The following is a 24987-nucleotide window of genomic DNA, read 5'->3' as shown; positions in this document are numbered from 1 at the left end:
CAAGGACATTGATGAGTTTGGTAAGCATAATTGTCCCTATCTACAATGTCGCCCCCTATTTGAAAGAATGCCTTGATTCTTTGGTCAATCAAACCTATCCACATCTTGAGATTATCCTAATCAATGACGGAAGCACCGATGAAAGCGAAGCTATCGCAAAAACATATATCCAAGATTCACGCTTCACCCTTATCTCTCAAGAAAACGGAGGCTTGAGTAAAGCAAGAAATGTCGGAATGCGACAAGCAAGTGGGGAGTTTATCGCCTTTGTCGATAGTGATGATTATTTATCAAATGGCTACATTGATGAAATGCTAAAAACTCTCACCACACATCAAGCCGATTTTGTCTGCAATGATAATATTGCTTATTTTTCAGAAACCCAACAGCCAGAGATCCAACCCACTCGCAAAGAATCGATCCAAGTTTGCACACCTAGTTCTTCCAATATCGTATTTGGGGGGGCAGTTTGGAGATTTTTGTTTGCAACGGAGTTTTTGAAACGATGTGGGGTGGAGTTTTTGGAAGGCAAGATTTATGAAGATGAAGCGTTTTTGTATATGATTGCCCCACAAGCCTCTTCTTTTGTGCGTTTTTTTGGAATGCCCTATTTCTATCGACGACGCAGTGATAGCATTATGGCAACACACGCAAATTTCAGAAGTTATGATTTGCTCGATGTCTTTGAAGCTATTTATCTTTGTTATCAAGATAGGGGCTATCTCAAAGATTTTCAACCGCCTTATCACTTTTTGACTCACGCATCGATAGGTTACAAAAACGACAAAGAATACCTCAAGCGTGCCAAACTTTTGGCTCAAAAGCATCGTATTATTCTCACCCCCCCCCCGAGACTTTTTGTCAAACTCAAGGCTTTTTACAAAAATAAAATCAATGCTTTTAGATTAAAATTGCACAAATGGATTTCAGCATAAGGATTGCAACAATGCAAAAAGAACATTTGAGCTTTCAGAGTGATTTTGGAGAGATTGTCTATAGTGTGTATTGCCCCCAAACTCCCAACAATATCCTTATCCAAATCGCTCATGGAATGATTGAGGAGAGAAGCAAATACGAAGCCTTTGCGACTTTTTTGTGTTTGCAGGGCTACACGATTGCAGTGAGCGATCATCGCGGACACGGAGAAAGCATAGGTGGGAAAAGTGGTGATTATGAGGTGGGGTTTGGAGAGATGGGGGAAAATGGCTTTGAAAGGGCGGTGCAGGATTTGCTCACGCTTACCAAGATTCTCAAACAACGCTTCAATCCCAAGCATTTCGTTCTTTTTGGGCATTCGATGGGCTCGTTGCTTTCAAGACGCTATTTGCAACTCTACGAAGCAGAGCTAGATGCGTTGATTCTGATGGGGACGCCCTCGCCCAACTTCTTTGCCTCATTGGGCTCTAAGATTTGCAAAAAATTAGAGGCATTCAAATACGACAAAGTCGGCACAAAGCTTATGAATCTAGCTAGTGTCGTGGGCTTCAATCGTGAATTCAAACGCAGAGATCCCCTCAATCCCCACTATGCTTGGCTCACAAGAGATTTGGAAGGAGCCAAAGCTTATCAGCAAAGAGAGGATTATAATTTTTCTTTCACACTCAATTCTTTTGGGGGGCTATTTGCTGGACTGCATCAAGTTTTCTCCACCTATCCCAACGCAAAACGCTTGGATCTCCCTATTTTGTTTTTGAGTGGAGATGATGATCCTTGTGGAGAGTTTGGAAATGGTGCACACAAAGCCTACAAACACCTTGTTTCTCAAGGCTATCATTGTGTCCAATTACGCCTTTATAGCGGTGCAAGGCACGAACTTCTTTTGGAAACCAACAAAACTCAAGTGATGAGAGAAATCAAAGAATGGCTTGATGGGGTGTTTGCTCAAAACTAAAATCATCGCTCTTTAAATGGAGATGATTGGGCATATTTCGATTTCATTGCTCACATCGTTATCGTATCTTTGACAATACAAAACAATATAGACAAGTGCTGTGATTTTGCACACAAATGCTCTTGTAACCAATGTAGACAATAACCTTCTTTTGTTATCAAAATCTACCAAAAATATTTGCACAATAATTTTGCACGCTAGAATGTTAAAGAAAATTTAACCAAACTCAAAGGATCAAATAATGCATGTTACAAGAAGAGATTTTTTAAATGGCGTTAGTCTTGCAGTAGTTGCTGGTATGTCCCCCTTATCATTGCTATCTGCAAATCAAGGTAAAGCACAAAAGATAATCTATCCTCCCTCTCTTATGGGACTAAGAGGTAGCACCAATGAAAGCTATCGTTTCGCTCATTTGATGCGTGATGGAGAAGAGTTTGATTTCTCCTCTATTGCTACTGAAGAAAAATATGATCTTGTAGTGGTTGGGGCAGGAATTAGTGGTTTGTGTGCAGCCTGTGTTTTCCAAGACAAAAAGGGCAAAAAAGCTAAAATCCTCATTTTAGATAATCATGATGATTTTGGAGGACATGCAAGACGCAATGAGTTTCATCTCAAAGATAGAATGATTCTAAGCTATGGAGGCAGCGAATCTTTGCAATCCCCAAAAGCCCTATATTCCAAAGAAGTTGTTGAATTTTTGAATAAAATTGACATTGATATTGATGCTCTAGCAAGAGCTTTTGATGTGAATTTTTATCCTGATTTGGGATTAGGTAGAGGGGTGTATTTCAATGCAAAAGATTTTGGCTCTGATATCGTGGTGAGTGGAAATCCACGCAGAATGATTGCAGATGATATTCCACCAAATAGAATCAATGGGCGTTCTTACAAAGACTTTTTCAATGATTTTCCTATGAGTCAAAAAGACAAAGAGCAACTCATTGAGCTTCACGAAAGCCCACGCGACTATCTTGAAGGCATGACTGCAGAACAAAGAGAGGAGTATGTCGCCAAAACAAGCTACAAAAATTTTCTCAAAGACAAAGTAGGATTATCTCCTTTAGCCATTTCTTTTTTTGAGGGAATGACAGATGACTTTTTAGCCTTAGGCATTGACTCAGTTTCTTGTGATGATGCAAGAGGTTCATTTTTGCCAGGATTTGATCAACTCAAACTCCCCCCACTTAGTGAAGAGGCAGAAGCTGAAATTACAGAGCCTTATATCTATCATTTTCCAGATGGAAATGCTACTATCGCAAGAATGATGGTAAAAAGACTAATCCCCTCTGTAACAAGTGCAAAAAGTGTAGATGAAATCGTTTTGGCAAAATTCAATTATGCAAAACTTGATCAGCCAAAAGCACCTGTGCGTTTGAGACTAAATAGCACGGTGGTGCGTGTGAATAATCTCAAAGAGGGAGCAGAAGTATTTTATGCAAGCGCACAAGATAACAAAATCCACAAGGTTTTTGCCAAAAAAGTGGTGATGGCAAATTACAATAGCTCCATTCCTTATATTATCCCTAATATGCCTACAGAACAAAAAGAGGCATTAGCCCAATGTGTCAAAACGCCTCTTATTCACACCAAAGTTATCTTAAGAAATTGGGAGAGTTTCAAAAAACTAGGAGTGCATGAAATCTATTCGCCTAAGATGTTTTATGCAAGAACGAAGTTAGATTATCCTGTGGATATTGGGACATACAAGCACCCAAGAGATCCCAAAAAACCTATTTGTGTGCATATGGTAGGAGCTCCTATCACTCTTATTAGAGGTATGGGAGATGGGGATAGTATGACTGCAAGAGATCAATCAAGACTTGCACGCCACCTCCTTATTGAACTTCCTTTTTCAAAACTTGAAGAAATGATAAGAGAGCAATTGCAAGGTATGCTAGGTTCTAGCGGATTTAATCACAAAAAAGACATTCTAGCAATCACATTAAATCGTTGGGGGCATTGCTATTCTTATGCCTTCAATTCTCTTTATGATGATGAAGAAGAGAGTGAAGCCATTATCGCTAGAGCCAAAAAACGCTATGGCAATATCACAATTGCTAACTCTGATGCAGCATGGGATGCTTATGCACATACTGCGATGGAAGAGGCAATGCGTGCAGTTGAAGAGCTAGAAGTTTAAAGCTTAAGAGGGGGTTTTGAATCTTTTCAAACCCTTCCCTCGTCGTTTATAATAACCTAAGAGTTTTTAGACCCAAAAACTAAAGTCAAGATACGAGTATACACTCTAGTATCCAAGAAAAACAATGGATTTTTTTTGACAAAATTCAAAATGCGATAAGGCAAAAAAGTGCGTTGAAATTTTTGAAACATAATAGATTCCATTTTTCTAAGGTAATCTTGTAAAAATGGGGTTTTGCAAAGATAAACAAACCACAAATCTGCCATCGGCACACTTGGTGTGTTCCAAGGTTTGTTGGCACCAGCAAAATGGATCTGAATCGGCTTGTCTCGTGCTTCCCATATTTCTTCTTGTGTATAAACATTGGGTTTGAAATCCTTCCACTCTTTTCCCAAAACCTCCCAACTTGTATTGCACACAATATGGGCAGGAGAGATTTTTTTGATATATGGAAAAGAAATAACTCCTAAAACATCTTGTTCTGCCAAAACAAGCTTGCCAACGCTTTTCTTAAGATAATCAATTGCACGCTCTTGGATTTTGTTTTCTCTCCATTGTTTAAGATTAATGATAAGATAAGCTCCATCAATTCCGTGTTGTATTGCCTTCAATTCTTCAGAATTAAACTTTTTGTATCCACTTCGCCAACCGACATTTGGAATAGGAAAAAACGCATCAGGATCGTTGGAAACAACACCTCCAATCACATACTCTTCATCAACATCAAAATCCCAAAAACTCTTTGTTATATCGTTCAAAAAACACACATCAACATCAGAAATAATAATCTTGTCATATTGGGGAAAAAGACTGGGTGCAATGAGTTTATAAAACACCTCATAAGCAAAATGATATTTGTTTGACATTTTTTTCCAAACATCTTTCAAATACTGATTTGCATCTATAAATTCCAAAGAGGCAAAATCGCAAAAAGGCTTGATTGTCAATTGAAGTTTTTCTTGATCTTCTTGGGAAATATCATTATGGACAACAAAAAGTTTAAATTTTAGGTTCTCTGTAGGGGGGGGGGGGGTATTGCTTTCTAAAAGCGAATAAAAAGCTACTGAAGCTGGGATAACATAATTTGAATCAAAACAAAACATAAGAGGAATTTCTTGCATAATATAACCTTTTGAATGATTTGGCAACAAAGCAACAATTTGTCACGATGCGAAATTATATCCAAATGCAAATGAAGAAAATTTGTTTAAAAAGATTGAAAATGTGGAGATTGTGGAGGTTGGAGGGGGGGGGATTACATCATCCCGCCCATTCCTCCCATACCACCCATTCCGCTCATATCAGGCATCGCGGGTTTATCTTCTTTGATGTCGTTGATTGTCGCTTCTGTTGTCAAAAGCAAACTTGAAACGCTCACTGCGTTTTGGAGTGCCACTCTTGCCACTTTGAGAGGATCGATGATCCCAGCTTTGAACATATCTACATATTCTCCACTACTTGCGTTAAATCCATAAGAATCTTCTTTGCAACTCTCGACCTGATTGACGACCACACCTGCATCGTATCCAGCATTTTCAGCGATTTGCTTCATTGGTGCTTTGATCGCCCTGAGGATAATCTCATAGCCGATTTGCTCATCTCCTTTGAGATTGAGATTGACTTTTTGTGCTGCACGGATAAGGGCTGCTCCTCCACCGATGACAATCCCCTCTTCTACCGCTGCTTTTGTCGCACTCAATGCGTCATCAACACGATCTTTTTTCTCTTTCATCTCAACTTCGCTTGCTGCCCCTACTTTGATGACTGCAACGCCACCGCTTAGCTTTGCCAAGCGTTCTTGAAGTTTTTCTCTGTCATAGTCGCTTGTAGTGCTTTCAATTTGTGTGCGGATTTCTGCCACACGCTTCTTGACTTCCTCTGCACTTCCTTTGCCATCTACGATTGTTGTGTTGTCTTTGTCGATCACGATTCTTCCAGCCTGTCCCAAATCCTCGATACTAGCGTTTTCGAGTGTTTTTCCAAGCTCCTCGCTAATGACTTCACCACCTGTAAGGATTGCAATATCTCTAAGCATTTCTTTTCTACGATCGCCAAATCCGGGGGCTTTCACCGCTGCAACATTGAGCACACCTCTGAGCTTATTGACCACCAAAGTTGTCAAAGCCTCGCCCTCAATGTCCTCTGCGATGATGAGCAAAGGCTTGCCACTTTTCATTGTGGATTCCAAAAGAGGCAAAATGTCTTTCATTGATGTGATTTTTTTGTCTGTCAAAAGAATATAGGGGTTGTCAAGTTGAGCGTTCATTTTGTCACTATTTGTCACAAAATAAGGTGAGAGATATCCACGATCAAACTGCATTCCCTCCACGACACTTAGCTCATCGTTGATGCCCTTCGCTTCTTCCACGGTGATCACGCCATCTTTGCCGACTTTTTCCATCGCTTCTGCGATCAAGCTTCCGATTTTCTCATCAGAGTTTGCAGAGATTGTTGCGACTTGAGCGATTTCCTCTTTGCCGCCTACTTTTTTACTTCCCTTTTTGAGTTCCTCGATAATCGCCTCGCTTGCCTTATCCATTCCTCTTTTCACTTCGATTGGATTTGCCCCTGCTGTGACATTTCTCAATCCCTCTTTGAAAATGCTATAAGCCAACACAGTAGCTGTGGTTGTCCCATCTCCTGCGGCGTCTGCAGTTTTACTCGCGACTTCTTTGACAAGCTGTGCTCCCATATTTGCGATAGGATCTACAAGCTCTACTTCTTTGGCTACACTCACGCCGTCTTTTGTGATTGCAGGAGCACCATAGCTTTTTTGGATCAACACATTGCGTCCTCTAGGTCCCATAGTTACCTTAACTGCATCGCTTAATTGTTTCACACCCTCATAAAGTTTATTTCTTGCATTGTCTGAAAAATTGATTTCTTTTGCCATTTTTAACTCCTTATTTTATGCAATGATTCCCAAAACATCTTCGATTTCAAGAACGATGTATTCTTTGCCCTCTAGCTTGATTTCGCTTCCTTTGTATTTTCCAAAAACAACGACCTGATTAAGTGCGACACATTTGCACTCCTCCTCGATCTCTTTGCTCACCGCAACGATTTTGCCCATCAAAGGCTTCTCTTTGGCATTGTCAGGAATGATGATCCCAGAACTTGTTTTCGTGTCTTCTTCAAGTCTTTCTACCAAAATGCGTTTTCCTAATGGTTTGAAATTCATTTCGCAACTCCTTGTATATCAAAATAGCACTTAAAAGTTTTAAGTGCCACAATTCTATCTTTTTTTTGATTTACTTTTGTAAATTTAGTTTTTATCTATCAAGATATATTAGTCTATATCACTAAAACTTCATTAGCTATTTTTATGAACTTTGGGATCCCAAAAGTCAATCCATAAGTGTCAAACCCAAACGATTTGACGCTTTTTGGCGATTCCAAAATCTCTAGAATTCTCTTTTTTGGCTTTGGCTTGGGGGAACTCTGCTCTTTAGCGATTCTAGAATCTCTTGGAGGTTTCTTTTTGATTCTTGGTTTGGGTAAAGCACGGCTTTGGGGTGATTTAAAGTTGGCTTGAAGCTTTCTTTTGGGGTTTGGTTTTGCAAAAGCACATTTTCTAGTTTCTCAAGCTTGGCTTGGAGTTTTTCTTAAGGGGGTCAAGGGGAACTTAGGGCAGCGTTCCCCTTATCCCCCTTAACAACCCCCCATAACCCCAGCATTGCATTAGCAAGGCTCGTTCAAGATTACATTGACTTGGAATCCTTTTTGGTTCTACAAGGTTGGTTTGGTTAGCAGTTGTTTATGCTTATATTGAAATAGTGAGGGGTTTGTGTTTTTTAGAGTTTTAAAAAATTGCAAAAAGATTCTAAAGATTCTAAGAAACCAAAGAATCAAGAATGCTTTCACAAAGATTCTAAAGATTCTAAGAAACTAGAATCAAATCAAAAAAACAAATCTAAAACTCAAAGAATCAAAACAAAGTCAAACTAATGTGGGTAACACACAAAAAGCGGGCAGGGGTTTGGGGGATTTTAAGGGGGATAAGGGGGGTGCCTCGCAATAAACCCCCTTGTCCCCCTTATAGAAAAAAACAAAGCGGGATTTGGAAACCAAGAAGTGTGCTTTGGCAAAAGCAATCCCAAGAAAGAGAATTAATTTGTCGAATCTCAAAGTTTTATTTTTGGTTTGCTTGGCAAAAAGATGGCTTTGGGATGATTCTAGAATCTCTAGGGTTTTCTTAATGGGAGGCAGGGGAGCTTAGGACAAGCGTTCCCATTACACACATAGTGTGCCTATTTGCCACTATCGCTTGTGCCTTCTAGCGTTTCACTCTCTATTTTCAATGGAGCTTTGTTCTCTTGCTCTGTTTGTGGGTTCTCTTCTGATGTCTTGAGCTTGATGACTTGCTCTCCGAAACTATACCTCGCCCCTAGGTTGATTTGCCATTGTGTCGCAAACTGATTCCCAAAGCTCTTTTCAAAATCCACATAGATCCTTGTGGATTCTTTGACACTCACATTGCCCCCGACATTTAGCACAAAACGCCCATTGGAGCCGTAGGATTGTGTCGCGGTGGGAGTGTCTGTTGGCGTGAAGCTGATGTTGCTTTTGCCTCCATTGAGCACATCATATTCATAGAATCCCCCCACATACAGAGAGGCACCCCAACTCTCGCCTTTGAACTCTTTGCCCACATCGCTCCCTAGCCTTGAACGCACAAGCAAGATAGCATCCTGCGTCGCTGAGACAGAGTTGGTCTGCCCTTTGCCCTCTTCAAGTTCAGCTTGGAAGCTAGAGGCACTCAAATAGCCTAGCCCTATCTCGACTTGAGGGGTCACAAACCAATCCCGCATCGCTCCAAAGCCATAGCGATAACCCGCTTCATTGGAGAGCAAAAAGGCGGAGTTGGTGGTTTGGCTACCTGTGGCACTATCGCTGATTTGGAAGTCTGAATGGATGGTGCTGAATTTGGCAATGCTGTCGTTGTAGAATCCTGTGTCGCCTAGATATGAGTTGTAGATTGCGATTTCAAAGGCTTGGGATTTGATCCCATCTAGGCTGATCGTTTTCGCTCCTCGCACGCTCCCCTGCCTCTCGATCGTGCGGCTTTTGCCTGTCGAGCGTGCATAAGAGAGGGCGACTCCTGCATAAGTTTTGCCACCCTCAAACACAAAGGCATAATCATAGCCACTTTGCAAAGTCACATAAGTGCTTTGGCTTCCTATGCCAAACTTTGATTCTTGTCCTCCAGCAAAGATTCTAGCCCATACTCCTTGAGTGTAGGGGTTGCCCCTCAGATCACCCAGTCTTTTGTTGATAGAGTTGAAGTTGGCTACAAACAAATCATAGTTGATTGAGAGGGCGGAGGAGATGATTTTTTGTGTGGCTGTGTCGGCTCCACCGAGTTTGACCGAGCCTAAGAAATAGGTGGTGTAACCCCCACTTGGATTCACTCCACCATCTTGGTTGGTTTTTTTGTCTGTAAGTTTGATTTTCACTTCCTGCCCACCTTGAGTAAAGGTTGGCTCCTCTTTGAAAGTCACCAATGCACCTTTTTTACCATCAGTTTTGTTTTTCACCGTAACAAGGGCAATGCCACTACCCTTTTGGGCTTGTTCTGTGAGTTTTGAAGCCTCATTCGAATCTATATTAAGTGTAATCATTTGTCCTGTTATGGTTGTGTTACTTTGAGTGCCTTCAATCAATACACGATCCGCATAGGCGTCATTAATTGCAGGATCCAATCCCTCTAGTGTGCCTTGTTTTGTAGAGGCATAGAGTTGGAATATATAATCGCCATAAGTGCTCACATCAAGAGTACCAATGGTGAGGGTGTTGTATTGGTGTGTGCCTCTATTAGTGGCATTGGCGGCTCGGCTAGAAAGATTGATTGTGGCATTATGGTTTTTCTCATTAGTCCTTGTGAGTTTGGCAATGGCGTTTTGAGTGCCTTGCAATGTAAGGGAGGGGCTATTTCCAAGCGTAACATTGATAGTCCCGCCTGTAGCTTTTAGATTCTGATTGATAGTTAGTTTCCCATCTCCTTGTGCTTCAAGATTGAGGGTTTTTCTTGCTCCTACACTTACGGCTCCTGTGATTGTTACCTCATCACCTGAACCAATCTTGAGCTTGCTTGTTGTGGCATTTAATGTAAGGGATTTGATTGTATATAAGCCAGCAAGATTGAGGGTTGATGTATTGCCTAAAAATTCTAATGCAAGTTCTTTTTTATCATTTATGCCACCACCAATAGTTGTGGTGGTGTTTCCATTTTTGCCAAGTTTGAGTGTGGCTTCACTGCCACTAAGTTTTAAAGATTTGATATTGTTAGTTGTGCCTTCTAAAGCAAGAGTGGTGTTGTTTCCAAGAGTTACTTCAAGATTATCCCCACTCACATTGCCTGTAAAAGTTGTTGTTGCACCACCTCCTGCAAGAATTAATTTTCCATATTTCTTATCGGTAACACTAAGCGTTGTGAGCGTGTTGTTTGCATTAGCTAGTGTAAGAATGCCTTTATTTTTATCTACTCCAGCAAGGGTAGCGTTGATTTCTCCACCTGTGGTTTTAAGTTCGTTTTGAAAAGTAAGCCCTGTTCCTGTAACATTAATATTAAGGGTTTTGTTAGTTACACTTACTGCATTTGTGATTGTTGTCGTGCCTGATGTGAGATTAAGGGCATTTGTCGTAGCATTTGTTGTAAGAGCTTTGATTGTATTTGTTCCACCGAGATTGAGGGTTGCTTCATTGCCCAAGAGTTGTATTGTGAGTTTTTCACCACTTAAATCCTGCTTAATAGTTGTCGTGGTATTGTTACTAGCTTTACCTAATTTGAGTGTGGCTGATGTTGCACCTGCTCCAATTGTAACTTTATTGATTTGATTTTGACTTCCTTCTAATGTAAGATTAGGAGTGCCACTATCAAAGCTAATGTTATTTTTTCCACTGCCACTTTGTGTAATATTCTTAGTAATTGTCCCATTACTCTTTGTTGTAATTGTAGTAGCGTGATTTGTGGTTGTGATTGTGCCATCAAATGTCCCAGATTGATTGAAATTGATTTGAGTGCCACTACCACCATTTGTCAAGCCACCTGTCAATGTAAGTGTAGAATTAGCTTGGTTAAGGTTTAGTTTTATATATTTGCCTGATATTACATTCACTGCTTCTGTGATTGTTGTGCTGTCTGCTGTGAGATTGAGAATATTTGCTATAGCTTTTGGATCAAGCTTGTTGATTGTATTATTTGTCCCACCAAGATTGAGAGTTGATGAGGTTCCCAAGAGTTCTATTGTTAGATTCGCACCACCTGTTATGCCATTAGTAATATCTGTAGTGCTAGTGCCTTTATCTTTGCCTAATTTGAGTGTGGCTGTATCACCACTCAGTTTTAAAGTATTGATTTTGTTGGTTTCACCCTCTAGAGCAAGAGTGATGTTGCCTCCAAGAGTTACTTCGAGGTTATCTCCTTTCGCATTGCTTGTAAAAGTAGTGGTTGCTTTAGAAATACTATTTGTGAGATGTAGATGTCCATACTTATTTTCTTTCACTGTAAGCGTTGTGAGTTTATTATCTACGCCAGCTAACTTAAGAAGTCCTTGTCCACTAATTCCATCAAGAGTGACATTGATTGTCCCACCCTCTTTGGCTTCAAGTTTATTGCCAAAAGTAACCTTATTTCCTGCCACTATAAGATTAAGAGTTTTTTTGTCTCCTACACTTACTGCCTCATTGATTGTTGCGATTGATTTAACATTGAAAGTGCCCTCTGTTCCATTGACTTTGAGGGTTTTGAGTGTTGTTGTGTTTGTTCCATCAAGATTGAGGGTTGATTGATTCCCCAAGAATTCTATTGTAAGCTTTTCAGCATTCAAACTTTCAGCAATGCTTGTCGTGGTAGTGCTACCATCTTTGCCTAGCTTGAGTATGGCTTTGGTAGTTACTTTTTTATCCAAAGCAAAAGTGGTGAGTTGATTCTGCTCTCCTTGCAATGTGAGGGTGAGATTATCCTCTTGTAGAGTGATGTTAGTTTTGGCGTGAGGTTTATCTGTGGAGATATTACCTGTAATTACTCCACTTTTTTGAAAAGTTAGTCCTGTAATTACACCACCACCTTTTGTTGTAATACTGCCATTAATAATGACATCTTGTGTCTGATCTTGTGTTTTAATAAAATTAAAATTGCTTATGAGATTGTAGGCTTTGCTTGATTCGCCGATTGTGATATTCCCCTCAATCCCCCCTGTTAATGTTGCCTCAAATGTGTCTTGACTAGTATCACCCTCTGCTTTTTCTTTGCCTTTTACTTCAAGATTGCCCAACAAAGAAACCTGTTTGCCTGTGTCGGTGCCAGTGCCCAAATTGAGTGTCATAGTATGGTTATCTGAACCTGTGGCGTTAGTAAAATCAAATACTAGAGTGCCTTTCCCCTCGCTTCCCATTTTCAAACCCTGAGTCCCAGTGTCTAAGCGTAAAGATCTATCAGTATCTTTTGTTTGAATCTTGAAGCTCCCTGCATCACCACTACCTTTGACTTGAGATTCGCCGCTAAATTGCAAAGTAAGGTTTGTGATAGGAGTGCTTCCACCATTTTTGATATTAGGTTGATAGAATCCATTTGGGGTTGAAAGTGATTTGAATTCAAAATTATTTTTTAGATTTTCCATCGCACTACTTAAAGAGTCTTCGCTTGCCCCTGTGCAAATCACAGCACCACTACTAGCATCACAATCAGCACTTGCCCCACTTACCCCACTGATACTCAATGCCAAAGCCAAAGAACTAGCCACCATAGGCTTCAAAAGAGTTAAATCAAATCTATCGCATCGTTTTTCCATCTCTGTTCCTTTGTGGGTTTGTCGCTCAAACATTTCAAATGTCAATGAGCTAGGTTGATTAATTCTAGCACAAAGGGTTTGAAGTTGGTATCTATTATCAAATTACCCTTTTTGTTTATAGTCTATTGGCTTTGTGATGTCTCAAAGTTGGTTTGAAACTTTTTTTGGGTTTTGCTTTTGGCAAAAGGGTGGTTTTGAGGTGATTCAAAGTTGGTGTGAATCTTTTTTCAAGTCGGCTTGAGCAAAGCACCCTTTATACAATTCTAGAATCCTCTAGGATCTCTCTTAAGGGGGTCAAGGGGAACTTATAGCAGCGTTCCCCTTATCCCCCTTAACAACCCCCATAACCCCAGCATTGCATTAGCAAGGCTTGTTCAAGATTACATTGACTTAGAATCTTTTTTGGTTCTACAAGGTTGGTTTGGGAAGCGGTTTCCTATTGATTTTTTGAAGTAGTTGGGTTTATAAATTGATCAGGGGTTTTTATGGAGATTCTAAAGATTCTAAGAAATAAATGCAAAAACTAGAATCAAATCAATAAATCTAAAATCAAATCAACAAAACAACAAACAAGAATCAAACTCAAACATTGCACTCTATCGTTGTGTTGTCACACAAAAAGCGGGCAGGGGTTTGGGGGATTTTAAGGGGGATAAGGGGGTGCCTCGCAATAAACCCCCTTGTCCCCCTTATAAGAAAAAAGCAAAGTGGGATTTGGTGATTAGAATGTGTGCTTTGGTAAAACAAACCCCAAAAAGAGAATCTAAGAGATTCTAGGAATCAAAGAGTTAGGAAGCAATATCAGAATCAAGATTCAGATTGCAACAAGATTCTACAAACCATTGAAACGAAAGCACCGAAACCATTGGGAAGGGGGATTGCGTGGGGGTTGCTCATTAAATCGCTTGTATTATAATCTCAAATCGCAGTTAGATTGGAGGAGCTTGGATGCAGGTATTGACGCAGAAAGATTGCCACACAGATTATTTGAGCTTGATGCAGATTGGGATTTTGGGATTTGGCTCCCAAGCAATAGCACAGGCTCAAAACCTCAGAGACAGTGGGCTCAATGTAAAAATCGGACTAAGAAATGGCTCAAACTCAAAGACATCAGCAGAAGCGATGGGGTTTGAAGTTTTGGATTTGGCACATTTGGCACAAGAATGCCAAATGCTTGTGTTTCTGATACCTGATGAGTGCCACCAACAAGCCTATCAGGAGATGTTGCCGTATTTATGCGATGGGCAGGTGCTGTGTTTCGCACACGGATTCAGTGTCTATACGCAAGAGGTGGTGCCTCCTAGTTTTGTCGATGTCATTTTGGTCGCTCCCAAAGCTGCGGCAAGTGCGGTGAGAGGGGAGTATGTCAATGGGAGGGGCGTGGTGTCTTTGATCGGTGTGGCTCAAGATGTCAGCTCTAGGGCGTATGACTATGCACTGGAGTATGCTTGTGCTTTGGGAAGTGGCAAAAGTGGGGTGTTGCCAAGCAGTTTTGGAGATGAGTATGAGTGTGATTTGTTTTCAGAACAAGCTGTGATTTGTGGCGGGCTTGAGGCGTTGATTTGTGCGGGGTTTGAGACTTTGGTGGAAGCGGGGTATCCAGCAGAGATCGCTTATTTTGAGTGTTTGCACGAGCTAAAAATCGTCGCAGATTTGATCTATGCTCAAGGGTTGTCAAAAATGAGGGAGCACATCAGCAACACAGCGGAGTATGGGGCGATGAGTCGCACGGAGGCACTGCGTGGGTTGCTCAAAGAATCAATGAAGCCGATTTTGTCTGATATCCGAAGTGGAGCGTTTGCGGAGCGTTTCTTGCAAGAGCGGGATAATGGGTTTGGCAAACTCAAGCTTGAACGCAAGGCGTTGCAAGATCTAGAGATCGAGCAAGTGGGGAGCAAGATACGGGCGTTGATGCCTTGGCTTGGGGGCAAATGATGAAAAAGAGCCTTTGTTTGTGTATTTTGGTAACATTGTGGCTGAGTGGTTGCGTGCAAGAAAAAACCACCGCAACTTCTCTGCCACCAACATCCCAACAAGACAGCAATGCAGTGGAGCTAAAATTTGAGGACATTCCCAATGTGCCACAGCAAGAACAAGTGATTCTGATCCATTGATGAGCGTTTGTAGTTTTCAAGGGAAAATCAAGCAGTTTGAGGCTTTGGAAAACCCTCCACAGCAATTGTTCTATCGAGGGGATCTCACACTGCTAGACAAAGTCAAAGTCGCGATTGTTGGCACACGCAAACCCAACACCTACACACAGGTGCAAACCCAAGCCCTAGCCAAACTCATCGCCCAATCTGGAGGGGTTGTCGTCAGTGGCGGGGCGTTGGGGGTAGATATTTTGGCACATCAGGGGGCTTATCCCTCTACGATTATGGTGGCTCCGACGGATTTGAATCACTGCTACCCTGCCACCAACAAAGCTTGGATCGCCTCAATATATGAGAATGCTTTGGCACTCAGTGAATATGAGGCAAACCCACGCCCACAGGCTTATCATTTTTTGGAACGCAATCGTTTGGTGGTGGCTTTGAGCGATGTGGTGGTGATCCCACAGGCAGATTTGCGGAGTGGCTCGATGCGGAGTGCTGAGATCGCCACAGAGCTCAACAAACCGCTTTTTGTGTTCCCTCATCGCCTCAAAGAGAGTGAGGGCACAGATCAGCTTGTCTATGAGGGCAAGGCTCAAATGATTTTTGATTTTGCTGTGTGGGCTTCAGGGTTTTTGCCTTGTGTGCCATCTGAGCAGGAGGATGAGGTGCTGGTGTTTTGCTCCAAAATGCCGACTTTTCAGGAGGCGTTGGATCGCTTCGGCTCCAAAATGTATGAGTATGAGCTAGAGGGCAAGATAGGACGCAAAAATGGAGCGTTTTATGTCCTCTAAAATCATTTTGGCTTGTGATATAGGGCTGAAACGCATAGGACTTGCGACTTGTATCGACTCGCTTTGTCTGCCTTTGCCACCGATTCTAAGAAAAAATCGAGAACAGGCTTCAGAGGAGCTATCAAACCTTTTGCGTAAGCGTGAGGTCGCGGTTTTGGTGGTGGGAATGCCTGATGGAGAAAATGGGGAGCACGCGATGAAAAAGCGTATCGAGCATTTTGTGTCTTTGCTGTCTTTTGGCGGGGAGATTGTGTATGTTGATGAGGGACTAAGCTCAAAGATGGCGTTTGAATCACTAGGAGAGTTGAGCAAAAAAGAGAGGGGGAGGAAAAGCAAAAATGGGGAGCTTGATAGCCTTGCGGCTGTGATTATTTTGGAGAGATATTTGCAACAAGCCACAAAAGAGGGAAAATGAAGCAACAAAACACACTAGGGATTTTGGCGATGTTGCTAGCGACTTTGTTTTTTGCACTGATGAATGCACTGGTCAAGAAACTAGGTGCAGATATTTCTGTGGCACAATCTGTGTTTTTTCGCTCTGTGCTTGTGTATGTTTTCATCCTGCCACTCTTTGCTTTCAAGCCATTGCAAAAAAAGCAAAAGGGGGGCTATTTGCCATTGCTGATACGCTCGATGGCTGGGGGCATTTCGATGGTTTTGTTTTTTTATAACATTGCGACGATTCCTCTAGGGATTGCCTCTGCTTTTGCACAGAGTGTGCCAATCTATGCTGTGTTTTTTGCGTATTTCTTTTTGAAAGAACGCATTTCACTTGGTGCGATTTTTGCCACATTGCTAGGGTTTTCAGGGCTTTTGCTCATCAGTGATCCTCAAGGGGACATTCCTTGGGTGAATGCTGTGATTGGAGTTTTGAGCGGTGTCACTGCCGCTGGGGCTTTGGTGAGCGTGAGGGTGTGCAAGGAGTATTTTGATGAGAGGGTGATCATTTTGAGTTTTTCTGGGGCGACTTTGGTGCTAAGCCTTGTGATGTTGTGGGTGGGGAGCTACACACAGATTGAGTTTTTGGTTTATCGCAAAATTGATGGAGAGGTTTATTGGTGGATTTTGGCGATGGGGTTTTTTGGGGCATTGGGGCAGTATTTTATGACAAAAGCCTACATCCTCGCACCTGCGGGTATCGTGGCTCCTATCGATTATGTCAAAGTGGTGTTTAGTCTGTGGTTTGGGATTTTGCTGGGGGATTTGGTGCCTCAAACGCGGGGGTTGATTGGGATGGGGCTGGTTGTTTTGTCAGGACTTTTGATCGCTCTGCCGGTTTTTATCCGTGATTTCAAAATGGCAAGAGCTGGAGCGAGGAGGGGCGATGTTTGAGAGAGTGATTGAACGCAATAGGGTGTTTTTGGTATTTGTAGCGATTGTGCTAGTGGATGTGGCTCTGCTTGTTGGCACGATGAGTCAAATCAGTATCAGTTTCCGTGAGGCAGATGGATTTTATCACTCTTCAGATTTTGTGTTTGAGCTTGCACGCTTGAGTGTGTCGTGGTTTGGGCACAATGATTTTGCGTTGAGGATGCCGTTTTTGGGGATCCATATTGCAAATCTGTGCTTGGTGTATCAAATCTCTAGAATCTATCTCAAGCAACCGCAGGATTCTTTGCTTTGTGTTGTGATTTATGCCCTAATCCCCGGCGTGAATATCACTTCTATTTTGATTTCCAAAAGTGTAGTGATTGTGTTTTTTGCCTTGCTTGTGTGCTATTTGCACCTTAGGTCTTATCGCGTTGCTTTTTGGGCGTTGTGTTTGCTAGGGAGTGTGCTTGATGTGAGTTTTGGTCTTGTGCTGTTGGCATTGTTTGTTTATGGACTCAAAAATACCCAAAAGAAAACAATGCTATCGGCTCTGTGCCTTTTTGCACTCAATGCTTATTATTTTGATTTTGGGATTGGGGGCATTCCTAGTGGGCATTTTTTGGAAACTCTGGGGCGTTTTGCGTTGCTGTATTCTCCTCTTTTGTTTATTTATTATGTTTATACGCTTTATCATCGTATCAGTCGCGGAGAGAGCAATCTGATGCTTTATGTGGGGGCAAGTTCGATTGTTTTTAGTCTGCTTCTCTCGTTGCGGCAAGATGTGGATCTGCCGACATTTTTGCCATTGAGCATTGTGGCATTGCCTGTGATGATCAAGGATTTTTTGCGTGATGTGAGAATCCGCCTCAAGCCTTTTAGAATGTCTTATGTGCGTAGATTCTATGTGATTTTGTTGCCATTGATACTAGAGGCGACTTTGCTATTTGGCAATAAATTTTTGTTTATCTATTATCCCAAAGATCATTTTTTGCAAAATTTTTATTACGCCAAAGAATTGGCAGAGACACTCAAAAGCCAAAACCTCACACATTTGAAGACAAATAAGCGTCTGCAAATGCAATTGAGGTTTTATGGTATCGGCTTTTCTAGCTCTCCTGTTTTGGTAGAAAGTGAGAATGGGACAATCAAGGTGAAATATTTCAATCAAAGCGTGAGGCGTTACAATGTGTTGTAGGGGGAGCCAAAGGGAGGGGTTTAGCCTCATAGAGTTGGTGGTTGCGTGTGCGATTGTTGGGGTGATTTGGGGAATGGTGCCTAGAGGCTTTGATCATTCGTTGATGTTGGCTGCCAAAAGCCTAGTGCTTCAAATCAAAATGGCACAAAACCTCGCACTCAATGATCATAGGAATTTCACTCAAGCAGTCTTTGCCTCCAAGCTCAAAGAGCAGTTCCCAAGCATTGACATTGCAGGGCTTTTGAAAGAGCCACAAAAAAATATGTGGCAAGTCCAGTTCCACACCAAAGGAAAATACACCCAAAGTAGCTACAGCATCTATAGTGACACGCCAAGAGTGTCTGCGACGACACACTATGATGGGCGTCCGATGAGCGGGGATTTTGTAGCTGTTGAGTTGTTTTCTAATCAATGCTTGAGTGGGTATAACAATACCAATGTGTCAGATTATTGCAAAAACAACACCAGTGCTGAAGTGCGTTTGGGTGAGAAGTATGGAGTTAGCTCGATCGCATTGAGCGGGGATGCTTTTTGTTTGGGCAAAGAGGGGGAGAGGGTTTATTTTGATTCGTTTGGGGTGCCTTATTGTGGCAGAAAACCACAAAGACTGAATCAAGCGTTTAAGATTGTTTTGAGCAAGAAAAATGCCAAGGTGGCGGTTTGCATTCTGCCAAAAAGTGGCTATGCTTTTATCTCCCACTCCCTAGATTGCAAAGGAAAATGATGACAAAGATAGCGATTTTGTGTGATAGTGACCCTTTTACCAAGCCCCGCCCTTCGCGTATGATCGAGATGCTTGAGGGGCATTATGATTTGTATGTGTTTGGCAAGGGTGTTGCCACAGGCAAAGAGGGGATTAGGATCTTTTCGTTTCCAAATAGCAAAAGTGCGGCACAACGCACTGCCCAAGAGGAGGAGGAGCTAAGGAATCTGTGCAGACAACGAGAGTTTGCTCCATTGATTTTCACTCCCAATCGTCTTGTGTTGCAATCAAGGCTTATGGCAGTAGAGGGGCTAGAAATCTTGATCGTAGAAGACATCACGCTCCTACCTTTTGCAGTGGAATACAAAGAACGCTATGGATCTTGCAAGATTGTGATTGATTTGCGAGAGTTCTATCCTCTTGAATATGAGAATGATAGGGGGTGGCAAGAGAGTTTTGGACTTTTTTTTGAGTATCTGTGTGGGACTTATTTGCCCTATGTGGATTGGGCATTGAGCGTGAGTGAGGGGTTGATTGCAAAATACAAAGAAGTATTTGGTTTGGAATGTGAGCTGTTTTTGTCTTTGCCCCCTCTCTATGATCTCCACCCCCAAATCAACTCACATTTGGAGCTTGTGTATCACGGATTGATCAGCCCCGATCGCGAAAGTGAGAATCTATTGCAGATCGCATCTTTGCTCAACAAGGGGATTTATCTCAATTTGATGGTGCTTAGCAATCAAGATTGGTTTTTGCAAGAGTTCAAAAAAGAGGCACAAAAACGCAGCAATGTAAGGATTTTGGAGCCTGTGAAACTAGAAGAGATCATCCCTAGAACCAATGCTTTTGATTTGGGGTTGATCACCTTGCAAAACAATGGCTTCAACAATACCAATGCTTTGCCCAATAAGTTTTTTGAATACATCCAAGCACGATTGGGCGTGATCAGCACTCCATTGCCTTGTGTGCGTGCGATGATTGAGGAGTATCAGATCGGCGTGGTGAGCGAGGATTATGCTCCTTTGAGTGTTGCCAAAATGGTGAATGCTTTGAGTGGTGAGAGGGTTTTGGACTACAAACGACGGGCACATCAAGTGAGTGCGACATTGTCTCTCAAGGCAAATCAAGTGAAAATTTTGTCAAGAATCAAGGCTTTGCTAGAGGAGGGAAAATGATTTGGCTTGATATTACAGACCCTAAGTATGTGTTGTTTTTCAAAGAGATGATTCCATACCTTGAGGGCTTTGATGAGGTGCTGATCACGACGCGTGCAAGCGATGGGTATAGTGAGTGCCAAAGATTGCTAGATCTGTTTGGTTTGCATTATTATCAAGTGGGGGGGTATGGAGGTGCTGATAAACTAGGCAAACTTCAAGCAAGGCTTGAGCGTCAGAATGGGTTTTTGCAACTCTTTGAGCGTTTGCAAATCAGACCTAGCTTGTTTGTGTGTGGGGCGAGTGTGGAGGGGGTGCAAACTGCCTATGGGCTTGGGATCCCTGTGATTAATTTTGCCGATACGCCGATTGCTGGAAGTGCTTTTGAGCTATCAAAAATCACCATACTCTCAAGACTCACCCTCCCACTATCAGAGCTAGTTTTCCACCCATTTGTAGTTCCAAAAGAGTGCTATTGTGCTTTGGGGCTTGAGGCTAAGAGGGTGTTGGCGTATCCGTTTATCGATGTGGTGCTTTGGCTCAAGGGGATGCAGGCAGGAGAGGATTTCAGGACAAAAATGAATCTCAATCCACACAAGCCTACAATTTTGGTGCGTGAGGAGGAATATCAGGCTCACTATGTCAAGCAAAAGCTTCCTATCATTTATGAGAGCGTGAGGCTTCTCTCTCGCAGTCTTGATGTGCAAATCGTGATAATGCCTAGATATGGCTCACAAGAACTACAAAAAGAGTTTTGCGGAATCAGCAATGTCCATATTTTGGAGGAAAAATTGGAGCCAAATTGCTTTTATCCTTATATTGATTTGTTGATTGGGGGTGGAGGCACGATGAATCTAGAGAGCTGTTATTTGGGGATACCGACAATCTCTACGAGATCTTTGTTTTTGTTCCACGATATGTATTTGATCCAAAATGGTTTGATGTGGCACGCAAAAACAGCCGATGAAGTGTTGGAATATGCCAAAAGCAGCCTCAAACATTGGACGCCAAATCAAAATAGACTGGATTTTCAAAATCAGATTTTTGAGAAAGAGAGTGCGGGGTTTGATGGGATTGTCGATACCCTCTATCAAAGAGGATATCTAGGATAATTATGCTTTGGCAAGGCTTCCAAGGTATTGATCGGCTAGATACAATCCATTGCCACCCTCTCCTGCAAGTTTGATTTTATCTACGATCCCACGGAAAAGTGCTTCTTCTTCGTGTTGCTCTGAGACATACCATTGCAAAAAGTTGAAAGTCGCGTAGTCTTTGCTTGCAAAAGTGAAATCCACAAGATCTACGATAGATTTTGTGATTTCTTGCTCGTGCTTGTAAGTTTTTTCAAACACATCAAGCAGTGATGCAAAGTCACACTCAGGCTTTTTGATTTCAGAAAGCTCGACTTTTGAATCTGTTTCATTGAGATAGACGATGAGTTTTTTGGCGTGATTGCTCTCTTCGGCAGCGTGATCAAACAAAAACTTCCCAGCACCATCCAAGCTGTTTGCATAGCACCAAGAACTCATACTGAGATAGAGGTTTGCTGCATACATTTCTTTGGCAACTTGCTCATTGAGCTTGCGAACGATTTCTTGTGACAACATGATTAACTCCTTTTTATATAAATTTCAATTATCATTATATACTACAAAATGATAATAAGTGATGTAAAAATTTCAGAAGCGTTTTGTTAGAATATGCGTTTCAAGTGACGGGAGTCTATACATAGGCTGAGAGTAAGCTAAGAGCTTAGACCGAACCGGATCTGGGTAATGCCAGCGTCGGGAACGCTAGAATCATATTTGCCAATTCTTGTGCCACCTCCTTTTGCTTGTCATTTTACGATAGAAGGACAAGTTATGAAAACCTATATAGGAATGTTTGGTTTGGTCGGATTGCTGTGGGCACAACAAGATTTGCAGACGCCCCTTGTGGATGTGGAAACGCAACAATACGCCACCAAAGCCGAATCCTCCCAAAGCTCCAATCTCAAAAACGCACAAATGCTTGAGGATCATCTCATCAATACAACGACTGAACTGCCTCTGTTGTTTCCGAGTTTGCAGATGTATCCACAAGGGAGCGATGTTTTTCCGATGATTACACTTCGAGGAATGAGCGGTCCTGATTTTTATTCTTATGTTTTGGGGCTTTATGTCGATGGGGTGCCTCAAAGCCCAAATTTTATGTTGCAAGTTTTGGGCGATGTCGAATCCGTGCGTTTGATCAATGGGGCAGAGGGGCTGTTCTATGGGGAGAATGCCCCTTTGGGATTGATTGAGATCAAAACCAAAAATCCTTTGCAACAAAACTATGCCAAAGCCTCCATTTCTGCCTCCAATCTGCAAGAGGAGGTGCTTGGAGAAATAGGATGGAATCTTGTGCCAAGTCAATTGTGGCTGAAGGCAAATGTGCGTTATTTGCACGATAATGGCTATCTCAAAGACCCCAAAACGCACCGAATGCTCAATACTGGAGATAGCGTGACTACGGGATTTACGCTCTATTATCTACCCTTTGTAGAAATGCTAGTCACTGCTCATTATGACTATCATTACACATTGACTCATAAGGATTTTTTCCTCTCCAAATCACAAATCAAGGATTTGAGCTTTGGCAGTGGTGAGCAGATAGGCGGGTATGAGGAATATCAGCAGGGAGTCACAGATAAGATTTTCAATCTCAATCCTTTCAATCGTTTTGATGCACACAATGCCAATGTCAAGATTGATTATTATTTTGCAGATTCTACTTTGAGCTCTATCACGGCATTTCAAAAAGTAGATACTTTGGGCAACACTTATCCGGGGATTTTTGTGCAAGACAATGGAAAAGACGGGTATTACTACAATACCTACCAAATGATTGAGGAGCTTAAACTCCATCATTATCATCAATATGGCATCGAAAGCATTTTTGGGGCGTATTATAAGTTTTTCTTTCTTGACAATGGGATGGACAATGTCCCGACAGGAAGTCCAAGTGAGCCGCCATTGTATTATGATGGCACTTGGAGGGCGATGGAAACGATCAACACCGCAGCACTCTATGGTGATGTGTCTTTGCCCTATGGGGATTGGTTGTTCAATCTTGGTTTGCGTTATCAAATCTACCATTCAAAGATTGATACGCCATTGCCCCCCATGCGTCCAAATATGCAACCATATACAGATAGTGCGTTGTTTAATGCTTTGAATGCAAGAGTCAATCTCATATATCGCATTGATTCAAATCATCAGGTTTTTACGCAGTTATCCAACACGACCAAACCGGGAGGGTTTAGCAAGTTTCCTTTTGCCGATACAGACACACTGCCCTATCAGCAAGAGCAGATTTATACTTTTGAGTTTGGATATAGTGGCAAATTTTTGGATACTGCATTGCGTTTGGATAGTTCGGCTTATGGATTATTGAGGACACACGCACAGGCGTATGTGGGGGAGGGTTACAACAAAAGTATCGCAAACATCGGTGATGTCTATGCGGTGGGAATGGATGTGGAGCTTTCTTATCGTGGGGAGATTTTTGGAGGGTTTTTGAGTTCTAATGTGAGCTATGCAAGATTTGGCAAAGATAGCAAAAATGAGGGGTTTTTGATCATCAACAATACCCCAAGCCATTATGATGTGCGTGGGCTCACTCCGCGTTTTTCTCCTTTGTTGAGCTTGAGTGCGGGTGCAGATTGGGTGCTTTTTGCACATGCAGATCATCAGATCACTTTGTCCTCGCTCATACGCTTTTCAAGTGGATATTTTCTTGATGACTTTAACCACGAGGAGGATTTGAGACAGAAGCCCTTTGTGCTGATGAATGCAAGTTTGAATTATCGTTTTTTGAGACATTATGAACTTAATTTTTTCACAGAGAATCTGACAAATACGCGTTACATCACAAGTGTCTTGTGGGATGGCAAGGGACGCGCTTATACAAGCGGAGATCCCATCAGCTTTGGCGTTCGATTGACTTATGATTATTGAGATTGGAGGAAGTTCTTGATGTTTTCATAGACGCGTTGCATCAGTCTTTGGCGTGTTTCTTGATATGCCCACGCAGTGTGTGGTGTGAGTATCAGTCGGTGTGTCAGGGTTGGGTGTAGCAATGGGTGGTTGTTTTGCATTGGTTCTTTTTCTAGCACATCGCCTCCAAATTTGATATGACTTGTGAGCATACGGGCAGCCAATGCCTCCTCATCGATAATCCCGCCACGCCCCACATTGACAATGATTGCGTTGTCTTTGCATAGTGCGAGTTTGGAAGAATCGATGAGGTGGTATGTTTGCGGATTGAGGGGAGCGTGTATGCTGATAATATCGCTATTCCTCAAAAGCTCCTCTAGGCTTTGATGGACAAAATCAGAGCAGAGATTGTTGCCACTTGTGGAGTGGTAGCTCACCTCTGCTCCCAATGCTTGAGCGATGGTTGCGGTGCGTTTGCCGATATTGCCCAATCCGATAATCCCCCATTTTTTGCCTTCTAGCTCCCAACACCCCTCCGTGATATGTGTGAAAACCAAAGATTCGCACCATTGGGAGCTTTTGCAATAAAAGTCATAAAATGGGAGATTCCCAAGTAATGCCAAAACAAGCATTAGGGTGTGCTGGGCAACGGCGTTGGTGCTGTATCCTGCGACATTTTTCACCTCGATGCCTAGCTCTTGGGCTTTGACCAAATCAATGATATTTGTCCCGGTGGATGTGAGGGCGATGAGTTTGAGGTTGGGAAGCGATGAGAGTGTGTGGGCATCAAAGCTTACTTTGCAGGTGATGATGATTTGTGCGTCCAAACAACGCTCAATCACCTCATCGGGAGCCGTGTGTGCATAAACGCTCAGTTCTCCAAAATCCTTGAAACATTCCAAATCCACATTTCCCAAAGTCAAAGAATCCAAAATAACAAGTTTCATTGTCTACT

19 protein-coding genes, 1 pseudogene and 1 riboswitch are annotated in these 24987 nt (G+C 42.2%); of the genes and pseudogenes, 13 read left to right on the top strand and 7 right to left on the bottom strand.

Annotation, left to right across the window (positions count from 1 at the left end; all coding sequences use genetic code 11):
• The first annotated feature begins 11 nt into the window (after positions 1-11).
• On the top strand, positions 12-935 hold the full coding sequence (locus BBW65_RS05045; protein WP_066340589.1) for a glycosyltransferase family 2 protein: 924 nt from the start codon (positions 12-14) through the stop codon (positions 933-935).
• A gap of 11 nt (positions 936-946) precedes the next feature.
• A complete protein-coding gene (locus tag BBW65_RS05040; protein WP_066340587.1) occupies positions 947-1891 on the top strand; it encodes an alpha/beta hydrolase in 945 nt (314 codons plus the stop codon).
• Between the two features lie 12 nt (positions 1892-1903).
• Here BBW65_RS05040 and BBW65_RS08100 read toward each other — a convergent pair whose 3' ends face one another.
• Positions 1904-2032 (bottom strand): hypothetical protein, encoded by a 129-nt coding sequence (locus BBW65_RS08100; protein WP_267886401.1) that lies wholly within the window; start codon positions 2030-2032, stop codon positions 1904-1906.
• A gap of 100 nt (positions 2033-2132) precedes the next feature.
• Between BBW65_RS08100 and BBW65_RS05035 the strand changes: the two genes are divergently transcribed.
• The gene (locus tag BBW65_RS05035) at positions 2133-4031 is read left to right on the top strand and encodes an NAD(P)-binding protein (protein ID WP_066340584.1); all 1899 of its coding nucleotides are present in this window, start codon (positions 2133-2135) and stop codon (positions 4029-4031) included.
• A 56-nt stretch (positions 4032-4087) separates the two neighbouring features.
• On the opposite strand, the gene BBW65_RS05030 is transcribed toward BBW65_RS05035, so the two are convergent.
• From BBW65_RS05030 to BBW65_RS05010, 4 genes and pseudogenes are all read right to left on the bottom strand, one after another.
• On the bottom strand, positions 4088-5152 hold the full coding sequence (locus BBW65_RS05030; protein ID WP_066340582.1) for a glycosyltransferase family 8 protein: 1065 nt from the start codon (positions 5150-5152) through the stop codon (positions 4088-4090).
• 134 nt (positions 5153-5286) lie between these two features.
• Positions 5287-6924 (bottom strand): chaperonin GroEL, encoded by a 1638-nt coding sequence (gene groL, locus BBW65_RS05025; protein WP_066340580.1) that lies wholly within the window; start codon positions 6922-6924, stop codon positions 5287-5289.
• Between the two features lie 18 nt (positions 6925-6942).
• Positions 6943-7212, bottom strand: a pseudogene (groES, locus tag BBW65_RS05020) (co-chaperone GroES); the annotation flags it as partial.
• A 1069-nt stretch (positions 7213-8281) separates the two neighbouring features.
• Entirely contained in the window at positions 8282-12823 is a 4542-nt protein-coding gene (locus BBW65_RS05010) for an autotransporter outer membrane beta-barrel domain-containing protein (protein WP_066340575.1), read from the bottom strand.
• A gap of 948 nt (positions 12824-13771) precedes the next feature.
• On the opposite strand from BBW65_RS05010, the gene ilvC reads away from it, so the two are divergent.
• From ilvC to BBW65_RS04965, 9 genes are read left to right on the top strand one after another with little or no spacing between them, the layout of a single operon-like run.
• Positions 13772-14758, top strand: coding sequence for a ketol-acid reductoisomerase (gene ilvC / locus BBW65_RS05005; protein WP_066340574.1), 987 nt, complete (start codon positions 13772-13774; stop codon positions 14756-14758).
• Positions 14758-14937, top strand: a complete 180-nt coding sequence (locus BBW65_RS05000) for a hypothetical protein (protein WP_066340572.1) — start codon at positions 14758-14760, stop codon at positions 14935-14937. The genes ilvC and BBW65_RS05000 overlap by 1 nt, the downstream gene beginning before the upstream one ends.
• Positions 14937-15710 (top strand): DNA-processing protein DprA, encoded by a 774-nt coding sequence (gene dprA, locus BBW65_RS04995; RefSeq protein WP_066340569.1) that lies wholly within the window; start codon positions 14937-14939, stop codon positions 15708-15710. Before BBW65_RS05000 ends, dprA begins: the two co-directional genes overlap by 1 nt.
• Position 15711: 1 nt before the next feature.
• Positions 15712-16125, top strand: coding sequence for a Holliday junction resolvase RuvX (ruvX, locus tag BBW65_RS04990; RefSeq protein WP_083986186.1), 414 nt, complete (start codon positions 15712-15714; stop codon positions 16123-16125).
• Entirely contained in the window at positions 16122-17042 is a 921-nt protein-coding gene (locus BBW65_RS04985) for a DMT family transporter (protein ID WP_066340562.1), read from the top strand. The genes ruvX and BBW65_RS04985 overlap by 4 nt, the downstream gene beginning before the upstream one ends.
• Positions 17035-18216, top strand: coding sequence for a hypothetical protein (locus BBW65_RS04980; RefSeq protein ID WP_066340560.1), 1182 nt, complete (start codon positions 17035-17037; stop codon positions 18214-18216). Before BBW65_RS04985 ends, BBW65_RS04980 begins: the two co-directional genes overlap by 8 nt.
• Complete coding sequence (locus BBW65_RS04975) at positions 18206-18940, top strand: pilus assembly FimT family protein (RefSeq protein WP_066340557.1); 735 nt, start codon at positions 18206-18208, stop codon at positions 18938-18940. The genes BBW65_RS04980 and BBW65_RS04975 overlap by 11 nt, the downstream gene beginning before the upstream one ends.
• Positions 18940-20094 (top strand): glycosyltransferase family protein, encoded by a 1155-nt coding sequence (locus BBW65_RS04970; RefSeq protein ID WP_066340556.1) that lies wholly within the window; start codon positions 18940-18942, stop codon positions 20092-20094. The genes BBW65_RS04975 and BBW65_RS04970 overlap by 1 nt, the downstream gene beginning before the upstream one ends.
• On the top strand, positions 20091-21185 hold the full coding sequence (locus tag BBW65_RS04965; protein WP_066340553.1) for a DUF354 domain-containing protein: 1095 nt from the start codon (positions 20091-20093) through the stop codon (positions 21183-21185). The genes BBW65_RS04970 and BBW65_RS04965 overlap by 4 nt, the downstream gene beginning before the upstream one ends.
• Here the strand turns inward: BBW65_RS04965 and BBW65_RS04960 are convergent, their stop codons facing one another.
• Complete coding sequence (locus tag BBW65_RS04960) at positions 21186-21680, bottom strand: ferritin (RefSeq protein ID WP_066340549.1); 495 nt, start codon at positions 21678-21680, stop codon at positions 21186-21188.
• Between the two features lie 97 nt (positions 21681-21777).
• Positions 21778-21881: riboswitch (TPP riboswitch) on the top strand.
• Positions 21882-21935: 54 nt separating this feature from the next.
• Here BBW65_RS04960 and BBW65_RS04955 point away from each other — a divergent pair.
• Positions 21936-24053 (top strand): TonB-dependent receptor, encoded by a 2118-nt coding sequence (locus tag BBW65_RS04955; RefSeq protein WP_066340546.1) that lies wholly within the window; start codon positions 21936-21938, stop codon positions 24051-24053.
• On the opposite strand, the gene BBW65_RS04950 is transcribed toward BBW65_RS04955, so the two are convergent.
• Entirely contained in the window at positions 24047-24979 is a 933-nt protein-coding gene (locus BBW65_RS04950; RefSeq protein WP_066340542.1) for a D-2-hydroxyacid dehydrogenase, read from the bottom strand. The two genes, BBW65_RS04955 and BBW65_RS04950, sit on opposite strands and share 7 nt — an antisense overlap.
• Between the last annotated feature and the right edge of the window lie 8 nt (positions 24980-24987).

It is taken from the genome of Helicobacter enhydrae (assembly GCF_001693335.1).
Classification (GTDB): Bacteria; Campylobacterota; Campylobacteria; order Campylobacterales; family Helicobacteraceae; genus Helicobacter_G; species Helicobacter_G enhydrae.
The sequence above is the reverse complement of the archived record's forward strand: the minus strand, read 5'-3'. Positions and strand labels throughout refer to the sequence as shown.

Bases quoted from the DNA above. Each gene is read 5' to 3' on its own strand.
- BBW65_RS05045 (WP_066340589.1), top strand. From the start codon at position 12: ATGAGTTTGGTAAGCATAATTGTCCCTATCTACAATGTCGCCCCCTAT.
- BBW65_RS05040 (WP_066340587.1), top strand. From the start codon at position 947: ATGCAAAAAGAACATTTGAGCTTTCAGAGTGATTTTGGAGAGATTGTC.
- BBW65_RS05035 (WP_066340584.1), top strand. From the start codon at position 2,133: ATGCATGTTACAAGAAGAGATTTTTTAAATGGCGTTAGTCTTGCAGTA.
- BBW65_RS05030 (WP_066340582.1), bottom strand. From the start codon at position 5,152: ATGCAAGAAATTCCTCTTATGTTTTGTTTTGATTCAAATTATGTTATC.
- groL (WP_066340580.1), bottom strand. From the start codon at position 6,924: ATGGCAAAAGAAATCAATTTTTCAGACAATGCAAGAAATAAACTTTAT.
- BBW65_RS05010 (WP_066340575.1), bottom strand. From the start codon at position 12,823: ATGGAAAAACGATGCGATAGATTTGATTTAACTCTTTTGAAGCCTATG.
- ilvC (WP_066340574.1), top strand. From the start codon at position 13,772: ATGCAGGTATTGACGCAGAAAGATTGCCACACAGATTATTTGAGCTTG.
- BBW65_RS05000 (WP_066340572.1), top strand. From the start codon at position 14,758: ATGAAAAAGAGCCTTTGTTTGTGTATTTTGGTAACATTGTGGCTGAGT.
- dprA (WP_066340569.1), top strand. From the start codon at position 14,937: ATGAGCGTTTGTAGTTTTCAAGGGAAAATCAAGCAGTTTGAGGCTTTG.
- BBW65_RS04985 (WP_066340562.1), top strand. From the start codon at position 16,122: ATGAAGCAACAAAACACACTAGGGATTTTGGCGATGTTGCTAGCGACT.
- BBW65_RS04980 (WP_066340560.1), top strand. From the start codon at position 17,035: ATGTTTGAGAGAGTGATTGAACGCAATAGGGTGTTTTTGGTATTTGTA.
- BBW65_RS04975 (WP_066340557.1), top strand. From the start codon at position 18,206: ATGTGTTGTAGGGGGAGCCAAAGGGAGGGGTTTAGCCTCATAGAGTTG.
- BBW65_RS04970 (WP_066340556.1), top strand. From the start codon at position 18,940: ATGACAAAGATAGCGATTTTGTGTGATAGTGACCCTTTTACCAAGCCC.
- BBW65_RS04965 (WP_066340553.1), top strand. From the start codon at position 20,091: ATGATTTGGCTTGATATTACAGACCCTAAGTATGTGTTGTTTTTCAAA.
- BBW65_RS04960 (WP_066340549.1), bottom strand. From the start codon at position 21,680: ATGTTGTCACAAGAAATCGTTCGCAAGCTCAATGAGCAAGTTGCCAAA.
- BBW65_RS04955 (WP_066340546.1), top strand. From the start codon at position 21,936: ATGAAAACCTATATAGGAATGTTTGGTTTGGTCGGATTGCTGTGGGCA.
- BBW65_RS04950 (WP_066340542.1), bottom strand. From the start codon at position 24,979: ATGAAACTTGTTATTTTGGATTCTTTGACTTTGGGAAATGTGGATTTG.